At 61.4% G+C, this 15,691-nt stretch carries 13 protein-coding genes; 2 read left to right on the plus strand and 11 right to left on the minus strand.

The annotated features are described in order from the left end of the window. Window positions 1-117: 117 nt before the first annotated feature. On the minus strand, window positions 118-414 hold the full coding sequence (locus tag ESP70_RS02530) for a hypothetical protein (RefSeq protein ID WP_149687791.1): 297 nt from the start codon (window positions 412-414) through the stop codon (window positions 118-120). Next, window positions 411-1,331: a metallophosphoesterase family protein gene (locus tag ESP70_RS02535; protein ID WP_149687792.1), complete on the minus strand. Its 921-nt coding sequence runs from the start codon at window positions 1,329-1,331 to the stop codon at window positions 411-413. Before ESP70_RS02535 ends, ESP70_RS02530 begins: the two co-directional genes overlap by 4 nt. Window positions 1,332-1,664: 333 nt before the next feature. On the opposite strand from ESP70_RS02535, the gene ESP70_RS02540 reads away from it, so the two are divergent. Continuing rightward, entirely contained in the window at window positions 1,665-2,012 is a 348-nt protein-coding gene (locus ESP70_RS02540) for a hypothetical protein (RefSeq protein WP_149687793.1), read from the plus strand. A 53-nt stretch (window positions 2,013-2,065) separates the two neighbouring features. Here ESP70_RS02540 and ESP70_RS02545 read toward each other — a convergent pair whose 3' ends face one another. The 5 genes from ESP70_RS02545 to ESP70_RS02560 all read right to left on the minus strand — a co-directional run bounded on the left by ESP70_RS02545 (window position 2,066) and on the right by ESP70_RS02560 (window position 5,405). Then, window positions 2,066-2,572 carry a PIN domain-containing protein gene (locus ESP70_RS02545; protein WP_149687794.1) on the minus strand — a complete coding sequence of 169 codons (507 nt, stop codon included), beginning with the start codon at window positions 2,570-2,572 and terminating at the stop codon, window positions 2,066-2,068. A gap of 9 nt (window positions 2,573-2,581) precedes the next feature. Further along, a complete protein-coding gene (locus ESP70_RS02550) occupies window positions 2,582-3,697 on the minus strand; it encodes a helix-turn-helix domain-containing protein (protein ID WP_188110453.1) in 1,116 nt (371 codons plus the stop codon). A gap of 109 nt (window positions 3,698-3,806) precedes the next feature. Next, window positions 3,807-4,778 (minus strand): site-specific integrase, encoded by a 972-nt coding sequence (locus tag ESP70_RS02555; protein WP_149687796.1) that lies wholly within the window; start codon window positions 4,776-4,778, stop codon window positions 3,807-3,809. Then, complete coding sequence (locus ESP70_RS19965) at window positions 4,775-4,996, minus strand: hypothetical protein (protein ID WP_188110454.1); 222 nt, start codon at window positions 4,994-4,996, stop codon at window positions 4,775-4,777. Before ESP70_RS19965 ends, ESP70_RS02555 begins: the two co-directional genes overlap by 4 nt. A 94-nt stretch (window positions 4,997-5,090) precedes the next feature. Continuing rightward, entirely contained in the window at window positions 5,091-5,405 is a 315-nt protein-coding gene (locus tag ESP70_RS02560) for a hypothetical protein (RefSeq protein WP_149687797.1), read from the minus strand. Window positions 5,406-5,614: 209 nt separating this feature from the next. Here ESP70_RS02560 and ESP70_RS02565 point away from each other — a divergent pair, with 209 nt between their 5' ends. Continuing rightward, a complete protein-coding gene (locus ESP70_RS02565) occupies window positions 5,615-7,087 on the plus strand; it encodes a tyrosine-type recombinase/integrase (RefSeq protein WP_149687798.1) in 1,473 nt (490 codons plus the stop codon). Window positions 7,088-8,633: 1,546 nt separating this feature from the next. Here the strand turns inward: ESP70_RS02565 and ESP70_RS02570 are convergent. The 4 genes from ESP70_RS02570 to ESP70_RS02585 form a co-directional block, all read right to left on the minus strand. Next, entirely contained in the window at window positions 8,634-9,248 is a 615-nt protein-coding gene (locus ESP70_RS02570) for a MarR family transcriptional regulator (protein WP_149687799.1), read from the minus strand. A 243-nt stretch (window positions 9,249-9,491) separates the two neighbouring features. Continuing rightward, window positions 9,492-9,965, minus strand: a complete 474-nt coding sequence (locus tag ESP70_RS20535) for a type II secretion system protein (RefSeq protein WP_281287294.1) — start codon at window positions 9,963-9,965, stop codon at window positions 9,492-9,494. A 490-nt stretch (window positions 9,966-10,455) separates the two neighbouring features. Next, a complete protein-coding gene (locus ESP70_RS02580; protein WP_149687800.1) occupies window positions 10,456-13,521 on the minus strand; it encodes an N-6 DNA methylase in 3,066 nt (1,021 codons plus the stop codon). A gap of 470 nt (window positions 13,522-13,991) precedes the next feature. Continuing rightward, complete coding sequence (locus tag ESP70_RS02585) at window positions 13,992-15,575, minus strand: hypothetical protein (protein WP_149687801.1); 1,584 nt, start codon at window positions 15,573-15,575, stop codon at window positions 13,992-13,994. Between the last annotated feature and the right edge of the window lie 116 nt (window positions 15,576-15,691).

A 15,691-nucleotide genomic window follows, 5' to 3' on the forward strand; every position in this document is an offset into this window, starting at 1 on the left:
ACCCGGCGGCCCCTCGGCGGCCTTGCACGGATGCTTCGCTCCCTTCGAGCCGTCGGGCCACCCAATTTGTTGCCGTCCAGGGTGGGCCTGGAGGAAGGCCTTCGATCCACCAGACCGTCACACCTCCCCCACAATGTTCTCGTCTGCGAGGTCTCTAGCCTGCTCCCTGGCGATGCAGGCAAGCGAGGATCCGAGGAGACGTTGGGCTTCCGCTCGGTCCGCCTCAGTCATGTCGGCCTCGGCGAGCAGCCTCGTCATCAGCGTCACCCAGGCCCGGACGGGGTCTTTCGCTGGATCGTCGATGACGATTTCTGGCCAGGCGGTCGCCCAAAATCGCCAGGAACCCTCAGCGCCCTCAGCGTGGAAATCCATAGCGATTCGCCACTCTGGCGTCGGCTCGTTTTCACCGTTCATATGACCTCCACATTGAGGGATTCAAGATCGAGGGTGCCAAGATTCCCGACGCCTTCATCGCAGTTGAGGGACACGACCTGCGTGTCCCATGGTGCGCCGGGGATACGCACGGCACCACGGTCAGCGACGTGCATGTGTCCATGAATGAGTAGCCGGGGTGTGACGCCGCTAAAGGCCTTGGTGACTTGCGCCCGCCCTTCGGCCGCGTAAACGAGTGCGGCCTCAGACCAGTAGGAGGGTCCGTCCAGGATTCGCTGGACGGCTGGGAGCGCAGGCTCTGGTGCGTCGTGGGTGAGCATCACGTCGGCATGACCATCGGCAGTGGCGGAACGCACCTCATCGTCGGTGATGACCTCTTCCGGCCACCAGGTCTTTCCCGATGTCCGGTGCTCAAAGTCGACGCTGGGTGCGCCGCCGAGGGACACGAGCGTGGTGTCTGCCCACAGCCATCGATGTCCGCGCTCAAAGAATCCGATCCGGTCGGTGACCCACCGGACGCCGTCGACCGGTTCAATCATGGCGAGGCGTGAATGGTCGTCGTGGTTGCCGTCTGTGATCCGGATTGTGAGGTCGTGCTGCTCGCAGACTGCCGTCACACGGCGGATGTACTTGGCCCCCTGCTCTCCGGGCCACAGCCCGAAATCCCCGGAGTGAAGTACGGTGCGGACCCCGAGGCCCGATAACCGCTTCAAGGATCTTTCAGCCCAGCCCAGGTTCCCGTGCCAGTCCCCCGCTAGACCCACACGGGGTCGCCCGGTGAGGTCAAGTGCCGCGAGATCCTCGCGGAGGCACGGAGAGTCTGCGGCTGCAGCCCAAAGGACATCGGCTACGTGTCCCGCAGCGAGAGCGGCACCGCCTGCGACCCGCTTTGACTCGGAATTTGTGGACGTGTGATCTTCGCCGGATTCGCTCTCCATGCTCAATGGTTGCACTTGACAATTGCTATACGTTTACGCAGGTCAGGGCGTATTCACCCCTCGACAGGCCCTCCGTCCAGCCGTACGCTCGGCACCATGAACGAGGGCGAGGACGGTGTGGAGGGCAGCCACGACCAGGACCGTCCGATCAACGCCGCAAGGGCCACCAAACCCCCGCTTTCTCACCTACACAGAGGCCCTCGAACTCCTCACGAGCCGCCACGCCGACCCAGACTCCGCGAGGACCTCCCTCGCCTCGCCGACGACATTACTGACGACCTCGGCCCAAACCGATGAGCGCCTGCATCAACGGTGTCGAGAACGGCGACTGATATGACCGGTCAACCTGGAGGGCTCAGCCCTCGAGAGGAGGCGATCATCGATCGATTTTCCGGCACCGAGCCTCTTCCCGCCGGCGAGGTGGAGCAAATTGTTGAGGCCGGGCGATTGGCGGCCCGGGGCGCCCGGATGCCGGACGGCATCCCCCATCTTGACGAGATCATCGCCGCGTTCCCGAAACATCACAGGACACCGATCATGGTCGGGGCCTTCATCGAAAACGCAACCATCGACCATCCAACCCTCGCGTGCGAAGTGGGAGTCAGAGAGTGGCTACTCGACGGCGGGGCGGTCGAGCCTGTCATCGAGGTCGCCCGCGAAGCCGACCGCTGGGGAATGTGACGGCAGCGGCAAACGACGCAGATCACTTACAGTCTCAAGTCCGCTTGCCGCCCTCACACGTACGACTGCGGGTAATTGCCGTTGTCACGAAGTGCAGCAAGGAAAGACCCGCGCTCGGCTTCGGTGACAAGCCCGCTCCGCTGGGCGGCAAAAAGCAGGTCGCCAGTCCCGTAGCACCGGATCTTGCTGGCCGTCGCAACTATGAACGCAGCCCTGTCGTCTGTCACAAACCGCGCCTCTGGGAACCGCCGCTGCAGAATTGCGATCGTCTCAGCCTCACCGAGATGCTTGCGGGGATGGTCGTCAGCCGGGTTGGCCATCGCATCGCGTATGACCCGGGTGTCAATGTGCTCTGCTGAGTCGGGCCGGATGGCTTCTCCGAAAATTCCCGAAGCGGAGGTATGGATCGTCGGGTAGTCCCGAACCCAATCGCGACACTCGTTTTCGACCGACGCCACCCACGCTCCGCCGTCCTTCACCAAGGTGCTCAACACGTCCCACCGGTCGATGACTTCAAAGTTCACGAGGACGGTGGTGTCGGAAAAGAATGCAGCAGTCACAGGTGGGGCTCAGCCTGCGAACGCTTCGAGGAGGTCCTCGATGCTCCCTGCAGGTTGAGGTTCCCCAACCAACTCCTCGACCGGGCTCTCCAACATCCAGGCGAGCGTCTCCGGTGTTAGCCCTTCGTTCTCGACACGCCGACGGTGAGCGGTGATCAATGTAAGAGGGAATCGGCGCTGCGAGGCGTCTTGCATCCGCTTATCGATCGGATCGAAAAGCGCAGCGAAGAATCCTGTTCCCTCTGGGCGCGGCAGGTCCAGTTCGTGCTGCCACGGTCGCAGTGCCCCGGGCATCGGGCGTGAAAGCATCTCGCTCACCTCGGAACTGGTTCTGAGTCCAAGACTGTCGAGGCGGTGACGCAATGCTGTGGTTCCTACTCCCTGGTCCCACAAGAATTGGCCGACCTCCGGGCACGTGATGGTGTCCCAAGCCAATGACCTGATCAGTGTCTCGGGCATCAACAACTCGCTGGCGAATTGATTGGCGGCAAGTTCACGCTCATCCACTTCGCTGCTTGTTTCGACCTCGTGGTGTCCGAGTGCAAGGTGAGCGACTTCGTGGGCAAGGTCAAAGTTGCTTCGCCACCAGTTCACATTCGCGGGTAGCAGGATGACCATGCGGCCACCAAGGGTGAAGGAATAGGCCGTTGATAGGTGTTGGACCCTTACGACATCGACATCGAGGCGCTCTTCCAGTCGGCTGGCGAACACGGGAACAAAATCCTCACCCAAGGCCCCGCGCAAACCCGCCGCCGTAGTTGGGATAGGTGCGGTCGGATGGTCTGTGCGGGGATAAGCCTGCCGATACGCCAATGCGACGGACTGCAGTTCGCGCTCGTCCGTCTCCCGGCCTGGATTTGAACGTCCGCCTGTCCCGGGGTCGTAGTCATGACGAGCCGCAATTGAGACTCGCAGTGGATCCCGATCGCCCGTAATTAGCCAGTGGACGTCCGCGTCAAGAAGGTCCGCGATTGCCGCGATCTCGACACTGGAGAATCCCCGGTGCCCGTTCAATGAACGCGACATCGTGTCAGCAGTCAGCCCGATTTGTTCCGCGAGCCACGCCTGAGTGTGGCCGCCCAAGGCGCCCTTCACACGGGCGCCAATCTCGGCATTTGTAGACATATGGAGCACCCTACAGGCCAATGTTGACAAAATCCCAACTTCCGCGAGCGATTCGAAGCGATCGAGAGGAGCCATCGTTAGGCCAAAGGACGGCGGGCAACCTGGCCCATCAAAGCCCGAGTGAGCCGCTGCTCGTGTCGCGCAGCACTTCGCCGGGTCTGACGTACATGGCCAACGTCCTGAGGTCCGCGTGCCTTGTGGTCCGAGCGAGGCGGCTAGCGGGGACCCCCGCTTCGGCGGCCACGGTGGCGTGCCCGGCACGCAGCGAGTGGGCGGAGATTGGGAGGTCAGACAGTCCAGCGCAGCAGGCCATCCGCTTCACGATCGCATTAACCGTGTCGGGATGCAGAGAGACACGATCAACGTGTCCCCCTCTGCGTACCCGCACGAAAAGAGGACCGGCTGTTGCGAGCCCCGCAGCGCCAAGCCAGTCACGAAGAGCGCTAACCGGGTCAGTGTCCTGGTGCGCGCCCCGGACAACGCCGACGAACGCTCCGGCTCCTTCCTGGTCACTTTTCGACTTTCGCAGGCGCACCACCACACCATCAGCCTTGAAGGAGAGGTCACTGACGCGAAGGTTTGAGATCTCGGATCGACGAAGCGCGCCCGCGAAACCGATCAGCAAGATCGCCGCGTCTCGCTTGCCTGCAAGCGTCGCTCGGTCGAGGGTTCCGAGCATTCGCCGCACCTCGGCGACCGTCAACGGGTGGGCTTGTTTGACTGCGCGCTCCCCCGCGTCGATTCTTCGCAGGCCACGGACGACAAGTTGCACACCGCGGACCGCCGTGGGATCTTCGAGCCCCTCGTCAATGTGCCGTGCACGTATTGCTGCCACGGTCACGTCTAGCCGCGACGTTGAGACACCGGCCGAGTGTCTTTCAGCCAGGTGCGCAGCGACGAGCATCGGATCGGCTGGGAATGCGTTCACGCCTCGTCCAACACACCAGGTCTCCCATGACCGCCATGCTGATGCGTAGGTGCGGCGGGTGCCTGGTGCTCTGGCTGCACGGATGGCTTCGTCGATGCTGGCGCGGTCGACGAGCGAGAGCCCTTCGGCCGCCAACTCGAGATGATCAGTCATCGTCGGACCCGGAGTGAGGCGACGATCGCGAAGAAGGACCGACTGATGGCGTCGCTGTACTCAGGGGAAACGAGGTCCACCTCGATGGGCTCGACTATCAGATGCTGGCCGGGAAACTCGGCCAGCGGCAGATCCTCAGCGCACAGAGCATGCACAACTACGTGCACGTGAGTGTTTGGATCTATGACGGTCAACCGGACCACGTGGACGACACTCACAGCCCCTCCTAGGGGTCAGTCCTGCCCAGCGTGTCCACCGTCATTTTAGCCCGCGAGAAGGGACATTTTCGCGTTCTATCGTCCTGGCTCACACTTAACGCTGTGCGACAACGGCGTCGTGAAAGGCCTGAACCCTCAGCACGATCTCATCGTGCGTGAACGGCGCGGCATGCCCTCGCAGAAACGCCTTGGCGTTCGCAGCATGCATCCATCGAAAGTCGCTCTCATCGACGGCGAAGACAGCATCAACCTCAACGTCGTGGTGCTCGCCGAGACCGAAGGTCGCGATGAAGTCCTCCAAGGAAGAGAACCAATGGGTAGTGTCACCGTGCCTCGCTTCCAACACGGGGCGTCGCGCGGGAATTGCTTCTGTCATGTCCTGCTGATCGGGCGTGCAGTCTTCGGTCATCGCGCTCTCCTGCGACTAAGGGACGCCGTCGTTGACGTCCGTATTTGTTATCGGCTCAAATCAGCCGCGGCTCGGCCTCAGTCCGCAAATGGCTACTCCCAGCCGTTCGCGAACCGGCATTGCGTCGGGTCTCCGATACCGCTTGACACCTGCTATACCAGGGGAAAACCGGTCCTCAGCGTCTCCGCCGCCTGCCCTAGTGTCGGGACATGACCGACGCCGAGGACGACATCGCTGACCGCCTCCACCGGGCAAGGATCGCCTCGTTCCTTGCACCCGACGAAGAGCCCTCCACGCCGCTTGAAGAACCTGGGCTTGATGCGCTTTTGAAGCGGACTGCCGCGATCTACTCTCAGGCGATTACGGACGAAACCAGGGCCGACTACGCGAGACGTTGGAGGAAGGTTGAAGCCTGGTGTACGGCGCGCGGGTTTGAGTCGATCCCGATGCGGCCGGAGGTACTGCTGTTGTATTTGACTGCTCAGATCGATTCGGAGGCCGGTATCTCACTCGCGACGGCTCGGGGCTACGCGTCCGCTGTGTCGCGTGTCCACAGGGAAGCAGGGGTACCGACCCCCACCTCGTCCCCGCTCGCGTATCAGTTTATGCGCGGACTCGCCCGCCATTCCGAAGCCCGTCCCATGAAGCCCACAAACACATCAGCCATGAGGATCGGTGAACTCCGCAGGGTTTGTCGTCATTTGGACTCTCTCACGATTGATCCCCGAGCGGCGCGGGACGCGGCCATCCTGACTCTTCACGGCCTTGGCCTCGGCGACGGCCAACTCTCACGCCTAACCTGGCCGGACCTCACGGTCGACGACGAAAGCATGGACATCAGGCTCGTGTCCCCACGTGGGGGCCCGGACACCACGCTCACATTCGACACGTCCACCGAATCCGGCACTGTTGCGTTGAATACTCTGCTCACCTGGCGCGCCATAGCGACAGAGGCCCTGCCGCCGGTTTTCAGTCCCATTGAACCAAGCGGGTGGCGATCGCCCGAACCACTCACAAAGCGCGCCGTCTTCCTGGCACGGCACAGCAGGTTGTCCTCGCTCGGGGCGAACGGGCAACTCGCCACCATCCCAGACGCAATTGCTTTGTTGTCCGGCACGCCGAGTGAGGTTCTTCGAGATCGCGCGTTGCTGTTAATTGGGTTCGCAATGGCAGCCCGACGCGGCGAAGTCACGAGACTTGTGTGGAGCGACATCGTCGAACGCACTGGAGGCTTGGAAGTTCACATTCGCTCATCGAAGACCGATATGTCGGGCCGTGGTGTCACTCTCGGCATCCCCCACGGGAAGTCATCGCTCACCGACCCCGTTGCCGCACTGGCCGCCTGGCGGGCCAGGGTCGCCCAACAATTGGGAGAGTCAGCAGTACAGGCAGAGCGAAAGGTTTTCGTTCATGTCGGACGTTCCGGGAAACTTACGGAGACCCCGCTCTCACCGGAGGGCCTAACCAGATTGGTCGCTCGCAGGGCCCAAGAAGCAAATTGTGTCGGCTCGTTTGGCGGTAGATCCCTTCGATCGGGCTTCATTTCGACCGCGGCTGATTCTGGAATTCCAGTAGAGGCGATTGCCCGTCAGTCACGGCATCGTCGCTTAGAAAGCCTCGTGCTCTACATCCGACAGATCGATCCCATCCAAGGAAGCGCTGCGGGCGAAATCGGGCTATGAGTACAGATCTATCCGCCCGGAGGATGCGAGAAGTCGCAATCGGTACCAAGCGTTTCGAGGAGTTCTGCTCGAACTTCGGGGTCGCGGTTTCGATCACCTCCGCGCCGATCTACCTGACCTGGCGTTCTGAGCAGGGCGCTGACGCGCGGACGATCCAAAGAGTCATTGGATGGCACAACGCCGGAGCGCGGATTCGCAGCGAGCAACCGTGGAGCGAGTCAGAAGCCGTTAGTCGTTGGTTACGCGGGTTTCACCGTGCGGCCCCCATTGGAGCCAGCGCTCAGCGATCTGATCCTCTGTATAAAGAGGACGCGGGAGCGCTGGCGGCCGCTTGCTTGCGACCAACCCGATCACAACGACTCACAACGGCCGCCCTGATCTTGGCGAACAGCACTGCACTGCCACCAATCTCGCTAGCACGTTTGAAGTGGTCCGATGTTCGCATCCGGGCCAGCAAAGGATGGGTGGAGGTGGACCCGCCACCCTATGGACGTTGGGTGCCACGGCCCGACAAACCAATCGTTGTCGCCAAGGGGCCGCCCGGCGCTTGCCTCATCGCCGCGTTGCGCGAACTGAAACCGGATCGGCAGCCGAGCCCTTTCGTACTCGACGGGATCGGCGGCCGAGGCGACATGCAGCGTATAGCCCGATCTCTAGCCAACATTCCTGGGCGCGCGACTGGGCTATGGCCCCGTCCACAGATGACTCCCGAAGAACTCACCGCAGTGATTCGAGAGGCGAATAGACCGACACCAGCCACCGCCAGAGACCTCGCCCTAGTGGTCCTCTCACATCAAGCCGCCCTGACTGGGATGGAGGCGATCCGTCTATATCAAGGCAACCTCCACCGCGACGGCCGCACACTCACTGTCAAGGTGCAAGGGCGCCGTGAACCGGTCCACCTATGGGCGAACCCGGGATCCCCATCCTGCCCAATAGACGCGTGGGAGGTCTGGACCGGCCTTCTCCACGAGCAGGGCCAAACCCGCAAAGACTCCCCTATCTTCAGGGCCGTGTCCGGAAGTCGCATCCGGGACAAACCCATGACGTACGTGGCTCTCAACCGCACCGTCCAAGCGCGCGCTGAGCAAGCCCGGCTCACCGGCGACTACACGTTCACAGGCCTCCGAAGTGGCTTCATTCGCGGGCTTTTACGCGATGGCGTGTCAGAACTTCACGTCGCCAGCCGGGCCGGACTGACCAGCCTCGGCGCAGTGGAATATCACGAACGGCGCGAATCTCTAATGACCAAATCAGTCGCCGGGATGATCGGCCTCTAATCAATGGGGAGCGCCTGCTGGAGGGCGACTAGATACCTCTCGCCTTGCGCCCATCGGTTCGTGTGGGGGCGACTGGCACCCAGCGTGGGCCGCTGAAGTAGACCTTCCATATTCGTCGGAGGGGAGGTCTTTCTAATGGCGTGCGGCAACGCCGGCCACACCAGCCTTCCAATGTTCAGTCGCTCGTGCGCATCCGAACGAACGGTGTTGGGCAACAGGTGACGATGACGCCGGGTGCGGCAAAGGCATTCGTTACCGGTGTGACTCTAGGCTTCGCGTACGACAAGGCCATTGCCGCTCCTTCCAACGAACCAGACACGGAGGTGGAGGCGTTCGCGGGCAAGTGCGGGGAGCCGGTCCACAAGTCCGATGTACTGCCTGTGATCTGGGAGGGCGAGACCGTACTCGGCTTCGGCGTCCCCCATCCGTTGCAGCAACTCCCCGAGCGCGCCAAGAAAGTAATTGACTTGCTGGGCGCCAGCGGGTGCTTCGCCTTTGGCTTCGATGATGAGGTGCGAGCCGGGCCGCGTGGCGTCGATGTCGATGCCCTGGGTGCGACCCCAAGCGACTTCAACGTGGTAGCCGTCCGCTTCGAGATATGCCTTGAGCGCCGTCTTGACCTCATCTTCGCTGACCCGGTCCCCCGTCACGGCGGCGACAGCGGTGCGGCGTTCAGGGATGGCTGCGTCCACGTCGAGGTCATTCACGATCTTGCCGTCCACGCCCACGTAACGCTTCAGGACACCCTGAGATTCAAGACGCCGCGCGACGATGTTGATGGACTGCCTTTGGCTCACACCAAGACGTTTCGCGAGGACATCGTCATCGAGAGGCTTTCCGAAACGGAGTTCGGCGATGATGCGGTCCGCGATGGATGCCATGGGGTCTGTCTACTACAGAAAGTGCACGGAATCCCCGCGATGCCAACCTGATCAACGCTCGGGCGAGACACGACCTTGTTGCCCCCATGGGAAAAGATGAGCCCCGACCCTCACCCCCGCTTCACTGCGATGAGAGCCGGGACTCCGCGTGGCCCCAGCCCTGTCAGGGCGGAGCCACCCGTGGCATCGGCCGACCGGGGGCCTAGAAAGGACACGAAAGTGTGACCCTGGTCGGCCGATGAATCAGGGGGTAACTAGCGCGCAAGCGCCGCCGGTCGGGAAGTTGGTGCCGTCCAGCAGCCCGCCGCCTGCCGAGTCGTAGAAGACCGCATGCGCAGTGTCCGGATGGTTGGAGTTGGGATTGATGGCGCGCAGGCAGTAACCCACGCCGGGTGCCGTAGCGATCTCGACGTAGTTGCCGGGCGAGAACCGGAGGTCGGCCAGCCTGCCAAGCGGCAGTTGCGCATCGGCCTGCATGAACGCGGTGGAGTTCGGCCCGACGAGGGTGGGATTATCGGTGATGAAAGACTCGACGTTGGTGGCCGTGTTCTTCACGTCGGCCTTGAGTGACGCGTCAACGCCCTTCTTGCGCTGGTTGAGGAAGACGGGGATGGCGATGGCGGCAAGGATGCCGATGATGATGACGACGACGAGGAGTTCGATCAGGGTGAAACCCTGCTCCTTCTGAGCCATCGACTTGCGGATGCGGTGAATCATGAGGTCCTCCGGGGAGGTGACCGGAGGCCGTGGGTGTTCGGCTCCGTGCCAGAACGCTTTGCCCTGACATCATCTCTATCGACACATTTGGGCCTCGCTCTTCACCGATTGAGCAAGAAACTTTTCAGCAATACCGGGAACCCCACGGCGTGTCTGTTCTGACGGTCTGCGAAGGCCTGCAATAGGTTTCCTGCGTGTACGGGCAAACCCAACAATGTCAGCGCACCCTTCTAACGCTCCTGAACCAACATGGCGGGGAACGCCTCTAGCGCCGAGGCGTCACAGTTGGGACTGGGTACTTGGCAAACCGCTAACTTCGCAGTCGCTGGCCTTCCTCAGAGGGGTCAACCTGCTCGTCGAAATCACGCTCCAGAATGGCGAAGCCGACGCCTTCAGTGGGCGGCGCAAGCGGCTCAAAGAGATCAAGAACCCTGCCCGCCTCACACTCCAAATTCTTTCCTAGTGCAGCCGGCCCGCTGACCTGGGTCGATCAGACTGGTCGGTCCACCACCGGCAGGACTGCGTCGGCTGCGTCGTTGACCTGATCTTGCAGGCCCAGTTCCTTGAGCGCGGCTTCGACAACGACGCGCGCCAGTGCCTGCCTATCCGGGAGTTGGATCTCCGCAACTGCCGTCTCCGCCTCACGGGCAATGGATGCCAAAGTTCTGTGGGCATCGTTCTTCTCGTCGTAGCGATCGAAAGGTACGAGAAAGACGTACTTGTCGATGTCCCTAGGACCTTGCAGTCCGACGGCCTGCAACGGTCTGACCCGCTCGCGCATCGTTGTTGAGTTGAGGACTCCGAGCAGGTAGTAGGCCTCGTCGAGAGTATCGACGGCGGACCAGTACAACTTCTGGTCTACAAGCGCCGTTGGGTCACTGATCCTGGCCGCGTACAGATTCGCGCCCGCCTTCGGATAAACCACTCGGTGAGCCGACTGTTGAGATGCCTGCGCTGTGGTGTGCGACATGTAGTCAACCCGTGACAACAGGTCACCGGTCTCATTGACGGAGCGATTTTCCTGCCACAACTTCTCGGCCGTTGCCCACCATTTCGCCATGTCAGGAAATTCGCTGATCTCGTCGAGAGTCAACAAATGGTCGGTGACCGGCAACACCATCGTCCTCGGAGCAAGGGTTCGGAATGGGACCACCGTTTCTGCGAAATGCACGTTCTTCAGGAAGACACGCTCGACCACCCGCGGATCGGGTGTCAGATGCTTCCAGGGCTTCTTGTCATTGGCGGACCGGCGCACGCCCACCCGCACACGGCCAGCGCCGACACCGAGGGGTCCGGCATCGATTTCGTCAGCGGCGAAGAGAACTCGTGGAATGAAGACGCTTCCCTGCCTGAACATCTTCGCGTAAGGGGAAACCGGCGTGTCGTCATCCGAGTTGATCAGAATCACCTCGTGATCGGTGATCTCAAACTCATCGGCGACCTCATCCCATGAATGGTTCGGATTGGAGAATCGACCCGTCCAGAGTTCGACCTTTGATCCCATCGGGATTGCGTTCGCCCGCTCGTTCGGAAGGTGCTCACCGTGAATCACGCACGAAACCATCGGGAATCCTGTGGGGGCCTTCGACAGGTCCCATGACTCCCCGAACGCGACAATCAGGCGTCCTGTCGTGGACTTTTCTGGAGACCACTGACCCGATCGAAATCCGGTGTGAGGCTTGCGTGTCATCGTCCCGTGCGGCATCACGAACGAGAACCTCCCACCAGCCTTGAGATACATCTCAATCGCGCGCACGACAAAAAGCGTTGAAAGGTCTCGCGCAGATGCACCGAGCGGGCCGGTCAGGAGGCCACGGGGTCTTGCCAGAGCCAGGTAGCGATCCTGCATCGCCCCCGTCATCTTCGAGTAGCGGAGCCACGGCGGGTTACCGACGAGCACATCAACACGATTGTCTGGTTCCGCCAGCCAAATCGGTCTGATGAGGTTGCGCACGTAGAAGCCCCAAATGTGGTTTCGCTGCGCCCGATGAAGCGCCCTCATCGTTGCAAGTGTGGGACCGAGTACCGCTGACTCGTCCTCCGTCAATTTGAACGGAGCAACAACGCTATCGCGCAGCAGGGTCCTGGTTTCTTTCTTGCTTGTGTCGAGCGCTGCGTCCGCCATGGCCGTGACAATTCGATCGAATCGACCTGCGTCGCGCAGGATACTTCGCGGGAAGACCAGATCTGTAGCAGACAATGCAACGTCTACCTCTACAAGATCAGGACCACCCGTCGCGATCGATACCACGTCCTCCGACGCAAACAGGTCGACCCTTTGCTCCCATTGAAGCGAATCGCCTAAGTAGACAGGGATCGACATCTCAGGTCGGTCGCCGCGAAGACGCTCCATGCCAATCGCCAAGAGATATGTCACCCGAGCAAGGGTCACCGATACCGGATGCACATCCACGCCGATCACATGAGACGTGAGCGACGTGAGCGCGTCATTCGAAGACAGAGCCTGATCGTCAGCCGCCTTCAGATAGGCGCGAATCGCATGGAAGAGGAAGGTGCCGCTTCCGCATGCTGGGTCTAGAACACGCTCATGAAGAGGGTCCGTAACGGCATGCGCTACAACACGATCAGCCAACCAGTCCGGCGTGTAGTACTCCCCCAAGTCAGCGCGCTCATCCTGCGGGATGACCGACTCGTAGAGGTGCTTCAGCACGTCATGCTGCACGCTCGACCAGTCGAATTTGGCGATCCGGTCAGCGAGAGTCTGAACAAACGCCTCACCGCCGGGCACCTCGATAACCCAGTCGAAGAAGTCTGCCTCCACGACCCCGTGAATACCCGCATCGTCAAACGCCTGGCCAGTAACTAAGGTACGGGCGGTCAGCGGACCAGTTCGGCCCACGTCGTACCCGAGAACCGCGTGCGCGATGGTTTCGGCCGTTACTACGAGCAGCGTGTGATTGACGAACCGCCCCACCTCGTCCTTGAACGCAGACCCGAACGCGGTCCGGAGAAGTTTCGCCCACAACTCTCGTTTGAGACCGATTTCTGGATTACTAGCATTTGCTTCGTAGAGTGCCGTCAACTCGCGAACGTCCATCAGGTACGCCGGCGAGTCGGCGCCAAGTCGTGCTCGGATTTCGTCCGGGCTGGGAGTTACGTGTTCCTCGGTCGCAAGAATGGCCTCCAGCCAGCCGATCAGGCGATCGGGAGCCGTCGTCTCCGTTTTTGCGCGACTTACTTCGACCATTTCGCCGTCGATGAGATCGAAAAGCAGCCATTCGACGCCATCGGTCAGGATCCCGACGTAGCGACGCCCGTACTGACCTATTCGAGTGCTGACGTAGCCCGCCAATTGCTCGATCGCCTCTTCTAGGACGACGGGATTCGTGAGTGACTTCTTGACCTCAATGACGCAGTGCCCAACTGCGACATCTATTCGGCGGCGGGTGCCGTCACCCGTCTGCTCCTCCAGGTGGACGGGAAGAAGTCCAATGTCCGCCTCTAGAAGGAGCGAGTGGATCAGGGCTTGAATATCTGCCTCGGTTCGGTCGAGACCCTTCGCAAGCAGGCCGTCGATCACCTTCTGAACAGACACTTGACTCCTCCCATTGACCCGTCCGAACGACAGTCAACGGTCGCAGCCTAGCGCCGCCGTCGAACCTGCTTGCGAATATGAGCCTGGCCGCCTCGGGTCGACGTAGCGATTCCCTCATCCGATCGAGAATCCCTCGCGCCGTGCGCGGCGGGCGTTGGCGACGGTTTCGAGTTGGGCCTGCCTATACCAGCGTCGACCAGACGGGCTGACCTGAACGGGGATACGGCCTGCGTTGGCAAGTTGCGTGACTCGGACGTGTGAGACACCAAGGACTTCCGCCGCTTGGAGGCCGGTCAACCAGGGATCTTCGATGAAGTTCTCAATGTCGGCTAAGGAGTATGACGGGTACCCGTCCAGGGTTCCCAGGAGTCCTTCGCGCCTCAGACGGGTCACCTGCGCGGTACTCAGACCCAGCAGCCCGGCGGCCTCCGTGCGCGTAATCGCGTTTGCGGCACGTCGCCTTGGACGGGTCACGCCGTGTCCTTCGACGGCACCACCAGTATCCCCTCCTGCCGGCTCGCCTCAAGAGCGCCCACTAGGTCGTCTGTGATGTCTACCGGATCAGAGACCGCCAATGTGATCTTTCCACTGAGGACGCCCTTGAGGTTCCTGGCTCGTGCCTCCCAGGTCCCGTGCAGGGTTCGCACATATGAGTCGCGAACGATCAGAATCTCGTCACCATGGATTGGCACCTTTTCGCGCGATCGTAGGCTCGCAAGTTCGAGCGTCAGCGTGACGGATCCGGTGGTACGGGCCGTTGCGGAGTTCGGACCCGGGACGTGTGGGGCTGCAGGAGTGAAAGGCTGGACGCCCCGGTAGTTGCTGAAGGAGGTTACGTCGAACTTCGGACGCGGACGCGGTCCCCAAGTCCGAGGAGCCAATGGCATGTCCTCTTCGCGCCGGGCGCGTCCAGCCGACAGGTGCGTGAGCGTCTCGATCGGACCTTCTATATGAAGGACGACCGTCAGATCTTCCAGCGGCTCGTCTGAGGTATTGCTGACCAGGACCTCGAACTTCGTCGCGACTTGTCTCACCACAAGGTCAGGGCAGTCCGCGAGCGCTTCCCGAAGAGTTTCGATGTAGTCGCTCACCTGCGATCTGAATTGATCCTCGCTCCGGTCCTCTTCAATGTGGCTGAACGCTTGAGCCTTGGCTGCGATGGCGCTCATGGACCTCACGGTCGGTATTTCTGGAAACGCGATCGGTCTCAAAGCCGCCAATTGTGCGCGAGTATCCGCGAGACCAAATAGCCCGAAGGTGTCTTGCCCTTTGAACAGTTCGAGACCCGCCAGCGATCCGCCGGAGTTTCGAAGATTCTTCACCTGGACCCTATGGCGTTCCGCCGCCTCCTTTCGAGCCACCACTTCACTTGGCAGGTCATAAAGCAGTGCGCTCTCGAATCCGGAGACTGCGGAGTCAACCGCGCCCTCATCGTGCGTATACGTTGACAGCGGAGATGTGAGTTCGACTGAGATTGAAGGCAACTCGGTGGGAGAGGACACCGGAAGCCCGCGACGGTAGAGCATGTCGTGATCTGCGGCCGTGGCTTTGCGAGTCTGGCTTTTCGCGCGCACGTAGATATCACCTGTTGCCACTCCCACTCCGTCCGCGCGGCACGGGTAGGGCCGGTCGCCCTGCTTTGGAGGGTTGACGATCAGTATGAGAAGTTCCTTGCCGTCCTGACCCGGTAGCCGCACCGTGTCCCAGCCCGGTCCTTCGTGACCGAGGAACTTGTGCATTCTCTGTTCGAGAATGTGATCCTCCACCGATGGGACGCCAGCCCGATGTCCCTGCTGGATACCGAGGACGAGAAGCGCGTGGCCGCTCAGATGCCTGCCCGCGACTTCTGGATCCCGGTTGGCGGCGCCGAGGATGAATTTGACGATCTTCCCCAGTCCGGTGGGCGCGTGAGGATCGATCTCAGACTTCAGTTCGAGCCAGTCCGACTCCGCGCTATCGGTCTGAGCGCATAGCCAGTCCACGAAAGATGTCCAACCTCGACTGCCGTTTGGCAGCGTCGTGTCATCGAATTCTCGGAGCGCTTCTGCCGTCACGCAATTCACGCTACTGCTTGACACTGACGCTACTAAGAACCTTGTCCACAAGTTCGTGTCCCGATTTCCCGAGTTCGGCGCCATTGTCTGCCGATAAGACACATATGGATATCAAC

The sequence above is a fragment of the Aeromicrobium ginsengisoli genome (assembly GCF_004134905.2).
In the GTDB taxonomy this organism is placed as follows: Bacteria; Actinomycetota; Actinomycetes; order Propionibacteriales; family Nocardioidaceae; genus Aeromicrobium; species Aeromicrobium ginsengisoli.

Excerpts from the sequence above, each read along its gene's own strand:
- ESP70_RS02530 (WP_149687791.1), bottom strand. The coding sequence starts at position 414 with ATGAACGGTGAAAACGAGCCGACGCCAGAGTGGCGAATCGCTATGGAT.
- ESP70_RS02535 (WP_149687792.1), bottom strand. The coding sequence starts at position 1,331 with ATGGAGAGCGAATCCGGCGAAGATCACACGTCCACAAATTCCGAGTCA.
- ESP70_RS02540 (WP_149687793.1), top strand. The coding sequence starts at position 1,665 with ATGACCGGTCAACCTGGAGGGCTCAGCCCTCGAGAGGAGGCGATCATC.
- ESP70_RS02550 (WP_188110453.1), bottom strand. The coding sequence starts at position 3,697 with ATGTCTACAAATGCCGAGATTGGCGCCCGTGTGAAGGGCGCCTTGGGC.
- ESP70_RS02555 (WP_149687796.1), bottom strand. The coding sequence starts at position 4,778 with ATGACTGATCATCTCGAGTTGGCGGCCGAAGGGCTCTCGCTCGTCGAC.
- ESP70_RS02560 (WP_149687797.1), bottom strand. The coding sequence starts at position 5,405 with ATGACCGAAGACTGCACGCCCGATCAGCAGGACATGACAGAAGCAATT.
- ESP70_RS02565 (WP_149687798.1), top strand. The coding sequence starts at position 5,615 with ATGACCGACGCCGAGGACGACATCGCTGACCGCCTCCACCGGGCAAGG.
- ESP70_RS02570 (WP_149687799.1), bottom strand. The coding sequence starts at position 9,248 with ATGGCATCCATCGCGGACCGCATCATCGCCGAACTCCGTTTCGGAAAG.
- ESP70_RS20535 (WP_281287294.1), bottom strand. The coding sequence starts at position 9,965 with ATGATTCACCGCATCCGCAAGTCGATGGCTCAGAAGGAGCAGGGTTTC.